The organism is Pseudomonas sp. NFACC25 (genome assembly GCF_900100935.1).
In the GTDB taxonomy this organism is placed as follows: Bacteria; Pseudomonadota; Gammaproteobacteria; order Pseudomonadales; family Pseudomonadaceae; genus Aquipseudomonas; species Aquipseudomonas marginalis.
Window position 1 is genome coordinate 216,680 of the sequence record NZ_FMUC01000007.1, and the last position, 14,867, is coordinate 231,546.

The following is a 14,867-nucleotide window of genomic DNA, read 5'->3' on the forward strand; positions in this document are numbered from 1 at the left end:
TCAATTAATGCGGTGCCGGCCCGAACGCCTCATCCACCTTGGCCAGGTCGGTGTCGCGCAGGTTGCCGGCGTAGTAATGCAGTTTGGTCCAGGCCATCAGGTAGTCGTAACGCGCCTGGGCCAGGTCGCGCCGCGTGCTGTAGAGCTGTTGCTCGGCGTTCAGCGCATCGAGGTTGACCCGCTCGCCACCGAGGATGCTCTGCTGGGTCGACACCACCAGCGCTTCTGCGGAGGCCAGGGCCTTTTGATAGGCGCGCAGTTTGCTCACGCCCGACAGGCACGCGCTGAACTGCCGACGCAGTTCGATCAGGGTCTCGCGGGTCTTGCCTTCCAGTTCGTACTCGGCCTGTTCCATGGCGCGGCTGGCCTGGCGGGTGGACGCAGAGATGCCGCCACCGGCATACAACGGCAGGCTCACTTCGACGCCGATCGTGTTGGTGTCGTAGCGCTGGTTGTAGGTGTTGCCGCTGTCGGACTCCTGCTGGCGCGAACTGGCATACGCAGTGACCTTGGGCAGGTGCCCGGCGCGGTTACGCTCCACTTCATAACGGGCGACTTCCAGGGCATGGCGCTGGGACGCCAGCGTGGGGTTGTTGCTGATCGCCAGTTCATGCCAGGTGTCGTAGTTCGCTGGGGTCAAGGTGAACGCGGCGAAGCCTTCGTTCAACGGGGCGAGGTCGTCGATGTTGACGCTTTGCACACCGATCAGCGCGCCCAGTTCTCTAAGCGAGGCATCCTGTTCGTCCAGCGCCTGGATCTCTTCGGCGGTGGCCAGTTCATAGCGCGACTCGGCTTCGAGGATATCGGTGCGGGTGCCCTCGCCCTGCTGGAACAGGTGCCGGTTCTGCTGGAACTGCTGCTCGAAGGCCTTCTTCTTGGCCCGTGCGATGTCGATCTGGTCCTGGGCAAACAGCGCCTGGGTGTAATAGCTCAGCACCCGCACCAGCAGCGCCTGGCTCTTGTCGCGAAAGCTTTCATCGGCGAACAGCGCCTGGGCCACGCCCTTGCGGTAGTTGGCGTATGCCTCATAGTCGAACAGCGGCTGTTGCAGGCTGAAGGTCGAGCCGTAGCTGTTGTAGTTGCGGTCGTCGTGGTAATTGCCGCCGCGCCCGTCGGGCAAGGTGGCCTGGGAGTTGTTGCGGCCCTTGTTGTAGTTATACGACAGCTTGGGCAGCAGGCCTGCGCGGCCGATGGTGCGGTTTTCCAGGCCGGCGTCGCGCTCCTTGATCGCACCGAGAAACACCGGATCGTTACGCAAGGCCTGCTCGTACACATCGAACGGGCCCATGGCGGCCTGGGCATGGACGCAGGTGCACAGCAAGGCGATGAACACAGCTTTCATGCTCATTCCTCGGTCAACGCGGAGCCGGCGCGGTCGAGCAGCGGCTTGAACAGGTAATTGAGCAAGGAACGTTCGCCGGTGCGTACGAACATCTCGGCGGGCATGCCCGGCTTGATCACCAGGCCGTGGAGGGTCTCCAGCGCCGCCTCGCTGACGGTGGTGCGCAGCACGTAATACGGCGCGCCGGTTTTTTCGTCGAGCATCTGGTCGGCGGAAATCAGGCTGACCTCCCCCGGCACACGCGGGGTGCGGCTCTGGTTGAAGGCGGTGAACAGGATATCCACCGGCAGGTGCGTGCCGACCTTGTCCACCAGGTGCACCGGCAAATGCCCTTCCACTTCCAGGCGCGTGCCCTGGGGCACGATTTCCAACAGGGTTTCACCGGCACGCACCACGGCGCCTTCGGTGTGCACGCTGAGGTTGACCGCAATGCCGTCGGCCGGTGCGTTGATCTCGCTGTGTTGCAGATCGAAGCCGGCCGAGGTGAGCTGCTGCTCGAGGGTCAGGCTGCGCAATTGCGCGTCGGCCAACTGGCTGCGCACGTCCTTCTGGTATTCCTCACTGTGCTGCTGCAATTTCAGGCGCGATTCAAGGATGCCCTGCTCCACCCGGCCGCTTTCGCCGGTGTTCTGCGCCAGGTCCTGTTGCACCTGGGACAGCTGGCGTTGGTACTCCATCAGCCGGTTGCGCGGGATATAGCCGTTGTCGGCCAGGGGTTGCAGGTTGCTCAGTTGGTCGCGCAGGGACTGGGCCTGGGCGGTCAGGTCGCTGCGGGCGCGGCGCATGCCGTTGAGCTGCGCGGTGGCGCCCTCGATATTCGCACGGATGCCCGCCTGTTCACGGGCAAAGGCTTCGCGACGGCTGCTGAACAATTGGCGCTGGCCTTCCAGGACCAACGCCAGTGCCGGGTCGGGGTTGCTGCTCAGCTCGGCGGGAAAGGTGATAGCGGATTGATTGTCACGCTCGCTCTGCCACCGCGCGACGCTGGCCCAGGCCATGCGGTACTGCGCCTGCAGGGACTGCACGTCGGCCTGGTGCTGGGTCTGGTCGAGACGGAACAGCGGCTGGCCTTGCTTCACAAGCTCACCCTCCTTGACCAGGATCCGACTGACCACGCCGGGGCTGAAGGTTTGCACCGCCTTGCGTTTGCCCGACACCACCACCGTGCCCTGCACCGGGATGCCCTGGTCCAGGGGCGCCAGGCTGGCCCAGAGGAAAAAGCCACCGGCACCGACCACGGTCAGCAGCCAGCCCATGCGCGCAAAGAACCGGGCGTCGCGCTCTTTGAAACGTGGTTCAACAGTGATACGGCTCATGCGCCTGGATTCCTTCCGGCTTGATACTGACGGCTGAAACTCACACCGGGTTTTTCCTTCGGTGCTTCCTGCTGGCCCGATAACGCTCGCAGCACGTCCTGGCTCGGCCCGAATGCCTGCAAACGCCCTTCGTTGAGCACCAGCAATTTATCGGCCTGGGCCAAGGCCGAAGAACGATGGGTCACCAGTACCACACTGCTGCCCTGGGCCTTCATCTGCACAATGGCGCTGGCCAGCGCGGCTTCGCCGACGGTGTCGAGGTTGGAGTTGGGCTCATCCAGGACGATCAAGCGCGGCCCGCCGTACAGCGCACGTGCCAGGGCTACGCGTTGTTTCTGGCCGCCGGACAGACCACCGCCGTTATCGCCGAGGACCGTGTCATAACCGTGGGGCAGGCGCAGGATCAATTCATGCACGCCGGCTTGCTGCGCAGCTTTCACTACCAACTCGGGGTCGGCCTCGCGAAAACGTGCGATGTTGTCGGCGATGCTGCCGCTGAACAGTTCGATGTCCTGGGGCAGGTAGCCGATGTGCGGGCCGAGGTCGTCGCGGTCCCAGCGGTGAATGTCCGCACCGTCCAGGCGCACGGTGCCGGCCAGGGTCGGCCACACGCCCACCAGCACGCGGGCCAGGGTGGATTTGCCGGAGCCGGAGGCACCAAGCACGCCGAGCACTTCGCCGGCGCCAAGGGTGAAGCTGACCTGATGCAAGGTGGGCATCCGCCGCCCGGGCGGCCCCGCGCTGACCTGTTCGAAGCTGACCTGGCCCTTGGGTGCGGGCAATTTCATCTGCTCCACTTCCGGCGGGAACTCGCGCAGCAGTTCGTCCAGCCGCTGATAGGCCAGCTTGGCCGAACTCCATTGTTTCCATACCGCAATCAACTGGTCGATGGGGCTGAGTACACGGCCCATCAGGATCGAGCCCGCGATCATCATCCCGGCGGTCATGTCGCCCTTGATCACCAGCAGCGCGCCCAGGCCCAGCACCAGGGATTGCAGGCACAGGCGCAGGGATTTGCTCAACGAGGTGATCACCGAGCCGGTATCACTGGCTCTGTTCTGCAAACCCAGGAACTGCGAATGCACAGCAAACCAGCGGTGGCGCAACGCGCCGAGCATGCCCATGGCCTGGATGGTTTCGGCGTTGTGCAAATGGCTGGTGGCCAGCTGCGTCGACTGCTGGGAGAAGCCACTGGCCTCGCCCAATGGCTTCTTCGTCAGGTATTCGTTGAGGCACGCAAGGCCGATCAACAGCACTGCGCCGGCGGTGGCCAACACCCCGAGCCAGACGTTGAAAAGGAAAATCACCAACAGGTAGATGGGAAACCACGGCGCATCGAAGAACGCGAACAGCGCCGGCCCGGTGATGAATTGGCGGATATGGGTCAAGTCACCCAGGGATTGCCCGGCATGCCCCTGGCCGCGTTGCAGGTTGCGCTCGAACGCGGCCTTGTACACGCGCAAGTTGAAACGCCGCTCCAACTGACTGCCGATGCGGATCACGATAAAACTGCGGATGACTTCGAGCAGGCCAATAAAGGCAAAGAAGCCCACCACCATCAGGGTCAACATCACCAGGGTGGTTTCATTCTGCGAGGAGAGCACACGGTCATACACTTGCAGCATGTAGATCGACGGCACAAGCATCAACAGGTTAATCAACGCGGTAAAACAACCGACGCTGATCAAGATGCTCTTGTATTCACCCAGCGCCTTGAATAAAGGCGCAACCGCATGGGGCCTGGCCATAGGTTCTGATCTTCCTTGAATCAAATTACGCGCATAAGTTTGCCGTCCTCCGCGATAGAGGCCGCTCAACTAATGAAATCGAGTTATAGGCTTATAACAACAACTAAGGCACTCGTTTTAATTCAACCACGGTGCCGGACTTCGTCCGTGCCTGGTACTCACCGTCTTTCTGACGATTCAAATGGGTGATCCCGCTGCCTTCGGCATTGAACAGCCAGATACCGTCGGGTGTGGGCGACCAGGTCAGGGGCTTGTCCCCCAGCCACTGCGCCACACAGGCCACATCGCCGCCCAGGGCATTGGCCTGCTCGAGCAGGTCCAGTGCACACACCTGATCCTGCTGGTGCAACTGCCAATGCCCGGCCAGTTGGGCGCTGGTGGGTAAAACAAGACTGCTCGCCATTGCGTGGGCTCCTGCCGACACGAACATCACCTGCAACACGCAGGCGATCACATTGTAAAAACGCTGCATCTGTACGCTCCAGCCTGGAGGCGCGGCGCTTGCGCGCCGCGCCCGTGCATCATGCCACGATGTCGCTGACCGCTGCCTGGCCGACGGTGGTGACGAGGAAATCCGCCACGCCGTGCCCGGAGAAGTCGACGGCCAGGGTGCCCAGGTTGGTACCTGCCGCGTAGGTCAATACCGCATCGCCGGCATGCCCGGTGAAGGCATTGACGAAGGTCAGGCCGGCCCCTTTGGTGATGCCGCTGAGGTCGATCTTGTCGGAGCCCGAGGTGAAGTCAAAGATCTTGTCCGCCGCCCCTGGTTTGGAATCGGAACTGGCGCCGAACACAAACGTGTCGTTGCCCGCGCCGCCCCACAGTTGATCCGCGCCGCCGCCACCGTAGATGAGGTCGTTGCCGGCCCCACCCTTGATCACGTTGGCCGCGTTGTTGCCGATGATCAGGTCGTTGCCCGCACCGCCGAACGCGTTCTCGATGGTCACGCCCTTGGCGATGGAGACGTTGCCCACCAGGCCGCCAACGTCGGAGAACGAGGCCTCATTGAGGTTGATCTTCTGGTTCTGGGTGAAGCCGGAGAAGTCCAGGGTGTCATTGCCGCCACCGTCCCAGACCGAGAACACCAGCTTGTCGGCGTTGGAAGTGGCGCTGAGGAAATCACGCCCGGTGTTGGAGTTGAACCCGTAGGTGGTGTCGCCGGCGCGGGTGTTGTAGTTGGCACCGTAGAGCTTCTGGATCGCGGCGATGTCGTCGATCAGCGGGCCGGAGGCATAGGCTTCTACCCCGCCTTTACTGAAGTTCTGGTTGGTGTTGCTCTCGCTCCAGTAACTCATGAGGCTGTAGCCGCGCGTGTCCTGTCCATAGGTCGCGTCGTTGTAGGTCGGGGCGCCTTCGCCGGCGTTGTAGTCGCCAGGGTGAGCCAGGCCCAGGGTGTGCCCGATTTCGTGGGTCAGGGTCTGCCGGCCGTAGTTGTTCAGGTCCGGGGTCTTGTTCGGCGTGTAGCTGTTGTTGGTCAGGTACCACGAGGTGCCGTCGTAGCCTGCACCGGTGCCGGGCAGGTAGGCGAAGGCTGCCGCGCCGTCCTGGCCGCTGCTGTAGTTGCCGAATGTCATGTGGCCGTCACCGCCGCTGGCTTTCTCGGTGAAGGTGACGTTGGCCACGTCCGACCAGGATTGCATGGCCAGGGCGGCCTGTGCTTTCTGCTGGGCGTTGAACTGGCTGAAGCCCGAGATGCCATGTTTGTTCATGGTGCTCGAGGACGCCGAGGTCAGGAAGGTGTAGGTCAGGTCGATCTTGCCGTTGCCGTCAAAGTCCCGGTACGCGGCGCCGTCGCGCAGCAGCTGGGTGGCCGCCTGGTCAACGGTGTAGGAGGGTTTGCCATTGATCGTGAGGTTGCCGCCACGGTCATACAGATGGCTGAAGCTATCGATTTGCGAGTAAGCGGTGCTGGCTTGCGCCGCTGACACGATAGCCTTGTCTTTTGCTTTTGACATAAACGTACTTCCTTGTTTGCAAATGCATCAGTCTTGGGTCGATAGGAATCCCGTGGGCGAGATCGTCCTATCACTCGCCTCTTTTGAAGGCGTCACGAAACTGACACAACTTGAAATCTTTCGTCTACATCTTTTCCAGCATGAAAATCGGGCAACAAACATGCATTCCAAGTTAGGCGCCGTATCTGTTGGGCAACGTTGCTGTTGTCCGACAAAAGACAGCGGAGGATTATTTAAATATTAAATAGCGCTAAAGCCGCTCAAGTTGAACGGCGTACTTGATAATTGGATCCATTGTATTGTCACGGTGTCATTAGCGACATTAAACGGCCACTGTTTATATTTATATATCGGCGCCAGCCCTCCATTATCGGGACCCGCGCCAGCCCGTGTCGTGCAATGCCCGTAACAACGTTTCGCCTTTCAAGCCCGGCACCTGTATACCGTCGTCGGTCACCATGTCTTCGCCCGCCAGGATCGCGTTGATGATCGCCTCCTCCACCGCCTCCGCCGCAGCGCTGAACAGCGGGGAAATATGATCGTTATTCACCATCTGCAAGGTGCTGCTCAACGGCAGGCCTTTGCGCGCGTAGTCTGCTGGCGGCAGATCCTGGTTGCCGGTGGCGAAGGCCAGGAACAGATCACCGCTGGAGTCCTCGGTGCCGCCGCCGGTGCGTGCGATGCCGATAGACGCGCGTTGTGCCAGGCGCTGGCATTGGTGCGGCAGCAGGGGCGCATCCGTGGCGATGATCACCACGATCGAGCCCATGCCCGGCGTGCCTCGTTCGGCGAAGGGTGACGGGATGTCCATCAAGCAGCGGCCCACCGGATAACCGTCGACCCGCAGTTCCTGGCGCTTGCCATGGTTGGCCTGGACCAGCACGCCGACGGTCCAGCCGCCCTGCTCTGCCGGCAAGCGCCGCGAAGCGCTGCCGATACCGCCCTTGAATTCATGGCAGATCATCCCCGTCCCACCGCCCACGGCGCCTTCTTGCACGGGGCCGCGTTCGGCGCTCTCCAGCGCCTGGCGCACATGCTCGGGGGTGACGTGCTGGCCCCAGATGTCGTTGAGCAGGCCGTCGTAGGTTTCCATCACCACCGGCATGCACCAGTACACCGCCGGGTCCGCCAGGCGCTCGCGCTCCAGGGCAATCAAGGTGTCGCGCACGATGCCGATGCTGTGGGTGTTGGTGATGGCCAGCGGCGTGGTCAACAGGCCCGCCTCGCTGATCCATTCCAGGCCGGTGGCGTCGCCATTGCCGTTCAGCACGTGATACCCGGCAAAGCATGGCTGCAACCGCGCTTCCCCGGCGCGGGGCTGGACCACGCTGACGCCAGTGCGCACCTGTTTACCGTCGACGCGGGTCTTGAGCGTACAGTGACCGACCCGAACCCCGGGAACGTCGGTGATGGCATTCAACTCACCGGGTGTGCCCAGCCCCAACGTGATGCCCAATTGACGTGCACGCATAACCACTCCTTACAATTTTTGAAAGGCCGGACTCGACCGGCCGCTGATGCAATACAGAATCACCGACAGGGCCAGCAAGCCGATGATGATCATGATGTCGCGTACTGACGCCGCGTAGATCAAGGTCACCAGCAAGTAACCCGCGCCCAGTGCAGCCAGCAACGCCGGCAGCGGCCACAGCGGCATGCGATAGGGATGCTCGCGGTCGCGCAGCAGCACGCGGCTCATCAGCGCGCTCAACGCCACCACCAGGTACACCAATATGATCAGCAATACGCTGAACGAGGTGAGGTCGGCCAGGTTGGAGCTGAAGCTCAGCAACGCCGACGGGATCGCCAGGAACAGCGTGGCCAGCCAGGGTGAATCCCAGCGCGGATGAATGCGGGTGAACAGCTTGTTGATGGTAGGCGTCCACAATGCATCGCGCCCGCTGCTGAACACCACGCGGCCGATCTGGATAACGATGGCGACGATGGCGTTGAACACCGACAGGAAGATCCCCGCACTGACCAGGCGCGACAGGGTTTCATTGCCATGACTGGTGAGCAGGTAGCCGATGGGGTCCGGACTGCTGATCATCGCACTCAGCGACGGCGCGCCGATCAGCAGCGCCGTGATCGGCACCAGCTCGATCACCACCACCAGGCCCAGGGACCACAGCACCGCCTTGTGTACGCCCTTGCCCCCGCATTTCATGTCTTCGGCCAGCAACACGGCGGGGCCGTAACCGTTGTAGGAAAACAGGCCAATGCCTACCGCGCCGATCACCAGGGCCCAGGGCGCCAGGTGCAATACACCGTTTTCGACGATCTGGGGTTGAAACAGCACGCTGGCGGGCTGCACCGGGTTACCGAAGCCGATGCACACGATCACCAGCAACGCCGCGACTTCCAGCAGCAGGCAGGTCCCGGTGATCCAGGCGTTGAGCTTGATATTCAGGATGCCCAGGGCGTAGCTGCACACCACGATCACCAGGGCCACGGTTTGCGCGTCGAATGTCGTACCCAACGCGTTGTTGAGGTAGGTGGCGGCACCGGTGGCCAATACCGGCGGGATAAACAACAGCATCACCAGCACGGTCAGGAACGTCGCGTAGCCGGCCATGCCGCCGAACACGCGCTTGGCATACACATATTCGCCACCGGCGCTGTTATGGGCGCGGCCCAGTTCGGCGTAGCAAAACGCGAACATCAGCGCGAGCAGCCCTGCCATCACGAACGCCAGGAACACGCCGCTGCCGGCCTGCTGGATGGCAAAGGGCGCGATCACGAAGACGGAACTGGCGGGGGTCACAGCCGAAACGGTAATGGCCACCACATCGAAGACGCTCAGGGTGGGTTTCAGCACGCCGTCGGGCGTGGGGGAAGTGCTCATATCGTTATCCTCTGTCGTTGTTCTTGGTGTGAGGCAGAAACGAAAGGTCTGAAAGTGACGGGATATGTTTCCCGCTGAATGATGCCAAAGGTAACCGTGGGGTTTATGCCAGCCAATTCCCCTATTGGCGTACTCCCCTTGACGGCTCCCGGCAAAAGCCGAACCCTTGGCCGACCTTTTGCTGGCGGGAGCCTGCTACATGAGCCTGTTTCGTGAAGTCGGCATGCACGCCGGCCTGGGCCGCACCGTTGCGCACATCGGCACCGAGCGTTTCTGGAAACAGCTGGTGCTGTTGCTGCACCAGTGCATGCCCTTCGATAACGCGCTGGCGATCTTCTACCCCGTGGATGGTGCGCCCCAGGCACTGGAAGAGTACGACGCCCAGCCGAGCAGCAAGCCGGCGTCGATGCTGGTGTACCTCAATGGCCTGTATTTGCTCGATCCGTTTTTCCAGGCCTGTCGCGAGGGGTATGCCAGCGGTGTGTATCGCCTTGAGGAAGTGGCGCCGGACCATTTTCGCCAGAGCGAGTATTTCCTCAGCTACTTCCACGACAACGTTCTGGAAGACGAGGTGCAGTTGATCCTGCAATTGCCGGGCGCGGGGACGTTGTCGCTGTCACTGGGCATGCAGCGGCGATTCAGCGTTGAGGAGACCGGGTTGCTGACGACGCTGGCCGCCTGGGTGCTGCCGTTGATGCAGCAGCATTGGCAACAAAGCACCCGGCGCGTGCCGGCCATGGACAGCCAGATCAGGGATGCACTGAGCCAATTCGGTTGCGGCGTGCTTTCGGACCGCGAACTGGAAATCGCCCGCCTGGTACTGCGCGGGTTCTCGTCCAAGGCCATGGCCGAACGCCTGCATATCTCGCCGGACACGGTGAAGGTGCACCGCCGGCATCTGTACGCGAAGCTGGACATTTCGTCACAGCCGGAACTGTTTTCATTGTTTATCCAGTCGTTGGGGCATGACCTGGAAAACCCATGAAGCCCAGGGTGTACTCAAACCCAGTGTGGGAGGTCCCACACTCTCTTCGACCTGGCGCTGTCGCCCAGCAAACTGGGACTCCTGTGGTGAGCGGGCTTGTCCCGCGTCGGGCTGCGCAGCAGCCCCAAAACCACGCGCAGAGGAATACCTGATACACCGCATTCGTCTTCATCAAGGGCGCTTCGCACCCCAGCGCGGAACAAGCCCGCTCACCACAAGAATACGGTCGCCTGAAATTGTTTATGCAAGACTCCGATTAATGGGGGGCTCGCCCTCCCCCCACATCAGACTTCTTCAGCGGCCCATGCGAATGGTGTTCCACGCCCGCGTGCGAATCCGGTCGATATTCAGCGGCATCGCTTCCAGCGCGAATAACTTGCCCATCATTTCGTCGCTGGGGTAGATCTTGGTGTCCGCCTTGATCTCAGGGTCTACCAGGCTATCCGCTGCACGGTTGCCGTTGGCGTAGTGCACGGAGTTGGTGATATCCGCCATCACCTGGGGCTCCAGCAGGTAGTTCATGAACGCGTAGCCGGCCTTTTCATCGGGGGCATCGGCGGGCATGGCGACCATGTCGAACCAGATTGCGGCGCCTTCCTTGGGAATCTCATAGCCGATCTTCACCCCATTCTTGGCCTCCTTGGCGCGGCTTTCGGCTTGCAGTACGTCGCCGGAGAAACCGACCGCCACGCAGATGTCGCCATTGGCCAGGTCGCCGGTGTATTTCGAGGAGTGGAAGTACGCCACATAGGGGCGCACTTTCATCAGCAGCGCCTCGGCCTTTTTGTAGTCCTCGGGGTTTTTACTGTGGGGCGGCAGCCCCAGGTAGTTGAGGGCGATGGGCAGCAATTCCGGGCCGTTGTCGAGGATCGCTACCCCGCACTTGCTGAGCTTTTCCATGTACTCGGGCTTGAAGATCAGGTCCCAGGAGTCGACCGGTGCGTTATCCCCCAGCACCGCCTTGACCTTGTCGATGTTGTAACCGATGCCGGTACTGCCCCACAGGTACGGGAAGCCATGGGCATTACCCGGATCGTTGTTTTCCAGGGCCTTGAGCAGGACGGGGTTGAGGTTTTTCCAGTTGGGCAACTGACTCTTGTCGAGCTTCTTCAGGGCGCCGCCCTGGATCTGCCGTGCCATGAAGTGGTTGGACGGAAACACCACGTCGTAGCCGGAGTTACCCGTCATCAGCTTGCCGTCGAGGGTTTCGTTGCTGTCATACACGTCGTAGCTGAAACCGATGCCGGTTTGTTTCTGGAAATTCTTCGTGGTGTCCGGCGCGATATAGCTGGACCAGTTATAGATCTTCACCGTCTCGGCGGCCTGGCTGATAGCGGCCACCAACATCATGGGCAACAGGGCAATGGCTTTCATGGTTCGATTTCCTGGCGATTTTAGGGCTGTTTTTATGGCAGGCGATCAAGGATCAAAGCGTTACAAAATCAGTACGTAGGTTTTGCGCACGGTTGCCTGGATGTCCCAGATACCGGTGCTGTTGGCCGGCAACATCAGTGCGTCACCGGCTTGTATGTGAACGATTTCACCGTTGTCAGGGGTGAAGGTGCAGCGACCCTGGATAAAGTGGCAGAACTCCTGGGATGTGATCTGCCGACGCCAGCGGCCCGGGGTGCATTCCCAGATACCGGTCTCGACGCCGTCGCTGCGTTCAACGCTCAAGGTCGAGGCCACGGCGATCGGCTCGCCCAGGGGCACGGCCACCGGTGATGAGTCCGGCAGGTGGGCATGCAGCGTGTCTTTGAATTGAGTGATGCTCATGGGGTTTTCTCGTGTAGGTGAAACGGCTCAATGCATGAAACCTTCCATGAACCCGGCTATGCCGATCGCCAGCTTGCGGCGCCAAGGGGCTGTGTTGGGGTTGGCCAGCACCTGGTCTTCATGGACGAAACTGCGAATGATCGCGTTGTAGCCAAGCCAGCGGCATGGCTCCGGCTCCCAGGCCTTGAGCGCGTGCAGGCCACGCTCGCGGATCACCCAGGGTTGGTGGATCAGCGGTGTGTCGCGACCGAGGATCAGGTCGGCCAGGGTGCGGCCACCCAGGTTGGTGGCGCCGACGCCCTCCCCGCCGTAACCACCGGCCAGGGCGATGCCGATCTTGTGATCGCAGAGCATGTGCGGGCGGAAACGGCGCGACATGCCGAGGTTGCCGCCCCAGGAATGGGTAATTCGCACCTTTTTCAGCTGCGGGAAGAGTTCGCCGAACAGGTAGCGGCGCAGTGCCACTTCGCTGTCAGTCAAATCAAAGTTGTGGCGCAATTTACCGGCGAACTGGTAACCGCCGCGGGCGCCGAACACCAGGCGGTTATCCGCCGTACGCTGGCCATAGGTGACTTGGCGGCTACTTTCGCCAAAGGCCTGGCCATGGCTCAGGCCGATTTCATCCCAGGTGCCGGCGGGCAGCGGTTCGGTGGCAACGATCAGGCTTTGCACCGGCAACTGGTATCGGCCCAGGGGCGGCAAGGTATTCGCATAACCTTCGACAGCCGGCACCACCCAGGCAGCGCGCACACGGGCCTTGGCGGTGCGCACAGTGCCGGACTGCCAGTGGGTGACCGGACTGTTTTCATAAATCGTCACGCCCATGTTCTCCACCACCCGCGCAAGGCCGCGCACCAGCTTGGCCGGGTTGATCGTGGCGACATGGGGGGCATGGATACCGCCATAGGGCTTGGCGATGCGGATCTGTTCAGCCAACTGTCGAGGGCTCAGCCAGCGGTAGTCGGCTTCGGTCAGGCCTTGGGCGTAGAGTTTGTCCAGGTAAGCGCGCAGGCTGCCTTCCTGTTCGGGATAGCGCGCGGCACAGTACAGCGCGCCGCCTTTGCGGTAATCGCAGTCGATGCCTTCACGGGCCAGGACCTGGGCCACTTCGTCGGGAATGCCATGCAGCAGGTCGAATGAGGCGCGGCGCTGTTCAGGCGCAAGGCCGGCCAGCAGGCGGTCTTCGCCCAGCAGATTGCCCATCAGCCAGCCGCCGTTACGACCCGAGGCGCCGAAGCCGGCGGTTTGCGCCTCGATAATCGCGATCTTCAGCTCAGGCGCCTGGCGTTTGAGGTAGTAGGCCGTCCACAGGCCGGTGTAGCCGGCGCCGATAATGGCGACATTGACGTCCAGGTCATGCTCAAGGGACGGCCGCGCTATCAGCGGGTCATCCAACTGGTCCATCCATAAACTGATGTTGCGCCATGCCGGCATGCCAAGCTCCCCAACCACGTTTCGATGGGGGGATCCTAGAACTGCGGGTTATTCGCTGTCTTGCGCGCGTGCACGCAGGGAAATTTGTTTGACGTAGGCCTTGGGCGACTGGCCGGTGTGCTGGCGGAAGGCGCTGTAGAACGCCGACAACGAATTGAAACCGGCGGCGAAGGCCAGGTCGTCGATCTTGATCGGCGGTTGTGCTGTATCCAGTGCGGCCAGCAGGTGCTGGAGCCGAGCCTGGTTGACGTAGCGGTAGAAACTTTGCCCCAGCACCTGGTTGAGCAGGTAGGAAATCTGATTGCGGCTGTAGCCGCATTCCTTGACGACGCGCTGCAGGTCCAGTTCCGGGTCCAGATACGGCTGCCTGCGCTCGAAGTACTGCTGCAAGTCATTGGCCATATGCCCCAATTGCTGGGGTGACAGGCCCAGGCGGCTGACGCTGGGGCGCTGGGCCTGAGAGGGTTGTTCATGCACCAATGACGCGTACTCATTGACGCGCCAGATCAACCCGTCGCGGACGGTGATGGCTTCGCTGGTACGGAATGACACCAGCCCCTGGCCGCCGCGCAAGGTGATGCGGTACTGGATGAATGCCGTGTCGCCATCGGCGCGGATGCGGTCGGTGTGTTCAATGGCCTCGTCGGCTTCCCGGGGCATGCTGGCTTGCAGGTACTCACGCAGTTCGGCGTAACCGACCACACGGTTCTGGAAAAAGTCGTGGTACTGGATGTCCGGGTGGTAGTAGGACATCACGCCGTCAAGGTCGCGATGACGCCAGCACAGGTGGTGGCGCAGCACCAGCTCACGCGTGGCATGGGTGTTATGGCAATCATCGTCTGGCGCGATGTCGGGCATGGAAGGCTCTGAGGCGGGTAAACCTCGGAGATTGCCGAATTTTGTCAGTGCCGACAATGGCCAATTGGAACTTCGCATTAGTGGCATTGTGCCCAGTCGTGAGTAAGAGATGACCCACATCAAGTGAATGGCTGACAACCGCCGAACGGGGCAGAAAAAGTCACCTTGTACTTGCGAACGAATGCTATTTTTAGCTCCTACGACGCCACGACCAGTGACGGTCCTGGCCCCCTGCCGCGAGCTAAAGGAAGCGCTCAATGAACAAGGTGGGCAACATGAACAAAGTGACATTCCCCAACGCCTGCCAGCTGATGCGCTGGCATTTTCATCCGATGGGCTTCGAGGGCAGCATGGATGCGCCCGGCAGTATGGTCGCCCGCCTGTTCGACCGGGCCAGCGGCGAGACGCTGATTGCCATCGCCGGCATCCCCTGCGCCACTGTGATGAATGCTGCCGATGTGGAGCGGATTATCGAGGCGGTGGAGGATGAGTTGGAGTCGTTTGTGCCGCCGTTGTCGCTGAGGGCCTGATTCCGGCCCAGCCAACAGAAAGAAGCTCAACTGTGGGAGGGAGCAAGCCCCCTCCCACATTGGAATCGCATTTATCCC

General features: G+C 61.7%; 13 protein-coding genes. 2 read left to right on the forward strand and 11 right to left on the reverse strand.

Annotation, left to right across the window (positions count from 1 at the left end; all coding sequences use genetic code 11):
* Positions 1-4 precede the first annotated feature (4 nt).
* From BLQ09_RS17775 to BLQ09_RS17805, 7 genes are all read right to left on the reverse strand, one after another.
* The gene (locus BLQ09_RS17775) at positions 5-1,342 is read right to left on the reverse strand and encodes a TolC family outer membrane protein (protein ID WP_027605782.1); all 1,338 of its coding nucleotides are present in this window, start codon (positions 1,340-1,342) and stop codon (positions 5-7) included.
* A 2-nt stretch (positions 1,343-1,344) separates the two neighbouring features.
* The gene (locus BLQ09_RS17780; RefSeq protein WP_027605781.1) at positions 1,345-2,658 is read right to left on the reverse strand and encodes an HlyD family type I secretion periplasmic adaptor subunit; all 1,314 of its coding nucleotides are present in this window, start codon (positions 2,656-2,658) and stop codon (positions 1,345-1,347) included.
* On the reverse strand, positions 2,655-4,406 hold the full coding sequence (locus BLQ09_RS17785; RefSeq protein ID WP_027605780.1) for a type I secretion system permease/ATPase: 1,752 nt from the start codon (positions 4,404-4,406) through the stop codon (positions 2,655-2,657). The genes BLQ09_RS17780 and BLQ09_RS17785 overlap by 4 nt, the downstream gene beginning before the upstream one ends.
* Before the next feature lie 103 nt (positions 4,407-4,509).
* On the reverse strand, positions 4,510-4,878 hold the full coding sequence (locus BLQ09_RS17790) for an AprI/Inh family metalloprotease inhibitor (RefSeq protein WP_027605779.1): 369 nt from the start codon (positions 4,876-4,878) through the stop codon (positions 4,510-4,512).
* Positions 4,879-4,927: 49 nt separating this feature from the next.
* Positions 4,928-6,361, reverse strand: a complete 1,434-nt coding sequence (locus tag BLQ09_RS17795) for a serralysin family metalloprotease (protein ID WP_092358078.1) — start codon at positions 6,359-6,361, stop codon at positions 4,928-4,930.
* Between the two features lie 367 nt (positions 6,362-6,728).
* Positions 6,729-7,832: a DmpA family aminopeptidase gene (locus BLQ09_RS17800; RefSeq protein WP_092358080.1), complete on the reverse strand. Its 1,104-nt coding sequence runs from the start codon at positions 7,830-7,832 to the stop codon at positions 6,729-6,731.
* 9 nt (positions 7,833-7,841) lie between these two features.
* Positions 7,842-9,206 (reverse strand): APC family permease, encoded by a 1,365-nt coding sequence (locus tag BLQ09_RS17805; protein ID WP_092358082.1) that lies wholly within the window; start codon positions 9,204-9,206, stop codon positions 7,842-7,844.
* Between the two features lie 199 nt (positions 9,207-9,405).
* Between BLQ09_RS17805 and BLQ09_RS17810 the strand changes: the two genes are divergently transcribed.
* Positions 9,406-10,191 carry a helix-turn-helix transcriptional regulator gene (locus BLQ09_RS17810; RefSeq protein WP_092358084.1) on the forward strand — a complete coding sequence of 262 codons (786 nt, stop codon included), beginning with the start codon at positions 9,406-9,408 and terminating at the stop codon, positions 10,189-10,191.
* 294 nt (positions 10,192-10,485) lie between these two features.
* Here the strand turns inward: BLQ09_RS17810 and BLQ09_RS17815 are convergent, their stop codons facing one another.
* The 4 genes from BLQ09_RS17815 to BLQ09_RS17830 are packed head-to-tail and all read right to left on the reverse strand — an operon-like array spanning position 10,486 to position 14,259.
* Positions 10,486-11,565, reverse strand: coding sequence for a polyamine ABC transporter substrate-binding protein (locus tag BLQ09_RS17815; protein WP_092358086.1), 1,080 nt, complete (start codon positions 11,563-11,565; stop codon positions 10,486-10,488).
* A 60-nt stretch (positions 11,566-11,625) separates the two neighbouring features.
* Positions 11,626-11,967, reverse strand: a complete 342-nt coding sequence (locus tag BLQ09_RS17820) for a cupin domain-containing protein (RefSeq protein WP_027605773.1) — start codon at positions 11,965-11,967, stop codon at positions 11,626-11,628.
* Positions 11,968-11,994: 27 nt separating this feature from the next.
* On the reverse strand, positions 11,995-13,401 hold the full coding sequence (locus BLQ09_RS17825; RefSeq protein WP_092358088.1) for an NAD(P)/FAD-dependent oxidoreductase: 1,407 nt from the start codon (positions 13,399-13,401) through the stop codon (positions 11,995-11,997).
* A gap of 48 nt (positions 13,402-13,449) precedes the next feature.
* Positions 13,450-14,259, reverse strand: a complete 810-nt coding sequence (locus BLQ09_RS17830) for a helix-turn-helix transcriptional regulator (protein WP_092358090.1) — start codon at positions 14,257-14,259, stop codon at positions 13,450-13,452.
* 257 nt (positions 14,260-14,516) lie between these two features.
* On the opposite strand from BLQ09_RS17830, the gene BLQ09_RS17835 reads away from it, so the two are divergent.
* Entirely contained in the window at positions 14,517-14,789 is a 273-nt protein-coding gene (locus BLQ09_RS17835; protein ID WP_027605770.1) for a DUF1652 domain-containing protein, read from the forward strand.
* Positions 14,790-14,867: the final 78 nt, after the last annotated feature.

What these genes read in the sequence shown, in the direction of transcription:
- BLQ09_RS17775 (WP_027605782.1), bottom strand. Translation starts at nt 1,342, where the DNA reads ATGAAAGCTGTGTTCATCGCCTTGCTGTGCACCTGCGTCCATGCCCAG.
- BLQ09_RS17780 (WP_027605781.1), bottom strand. Translation starts at nt 2,658, where the DNA reads ATGAGCCGTATCACTGTTGAACCACGTTTCAAAGAGCGCGACGCCCGG.
- BLQ09_RS17785 (WP_027605780.1), bottom strand. Translation starts at nt 4,406, where the DNA reads ATGGCCAGGCCCCATGCGGTTGCGCCTTTATTCAAGGCGCTGGGTGAA.
- BLQ09_RS17790 (WP_027605779.1), bottom strand. Translation starts at nt 4,878, where the DNA reads ATGCAGCGTTTTTACAATGTGATCGCCTGCGTGTTGCAGGTGATGTTC.
- BLQ09_RS17795 (WP_092358078.1), bottom strand. Translation starts at nt 6,361, where the DNA reads ATGTCAAAAGCAAAAGACAAGGCTATCGTGTCAGCGGCGCAAGCCAGC.
- BLQ09_RS17800 (WP_092358080.1), bottom strand. Translation starts at nt 7,832, where the DNA reads ATGCGTGCACGTCAATTGGGCATCACGTTGGGGCTGGGCACACCCGGT.
- BLQ09_RS17805 (WP_092358082.1), bottom strand. Translation starts at nt 9,206, where the DNA reads ATGAGCACTTCCCCCACGCCCGACGGCGTGCTGAAACCCACCCTGAGC.
- BLQ09_RS17810 (WP_092358084.1), top strand. Translation starts at nt 9,406, where the DNA reads ATGAGCCTGTTTCGTGAAGTCGGCATGCACGCCGGCCTGGGCCGCACC.
- BLQ09_RS17815 (WP_092358086.1), bottom strand. Translation starts at nt 11,565, where the DNA reads ATGAAAGCCATTGCCCTGTTGCCCATGATGTTGGTGGCCGCTATCAGC.
- BLQ09_RS17820 (WP_027605773.1), bottom strand. Translation starts at nt 11,967, where the DNA reads ATGAGCATCACTCAATTCAAAGACACGCTGCATGCCCACCTGCCGGAC.
- BLQ09_RS17825 (WP_092358088.1), bottom strand. Translation starts at nt 13,401, where the DNA reads ATGCCGGCATGGCGCAACATCAGTTTATGGATGGACCAGTTGGATGAC.
- BLQ09_RS17830 (WP_092358090.1), bottom strand. Translation starts at nt 14,259, where the DNA reads ATGCCCGACATCGCGCCAGACGATGATTGCCATAACACCCATGCCACG.
- BLQ09_RS17835 (WP_027605770.1), top strand. Translation starts at nt 14,517, where the DNA reads ATGAACAAGGTGGGCAACATGAACAAAGTGACATTCCCCAACGCCTGC.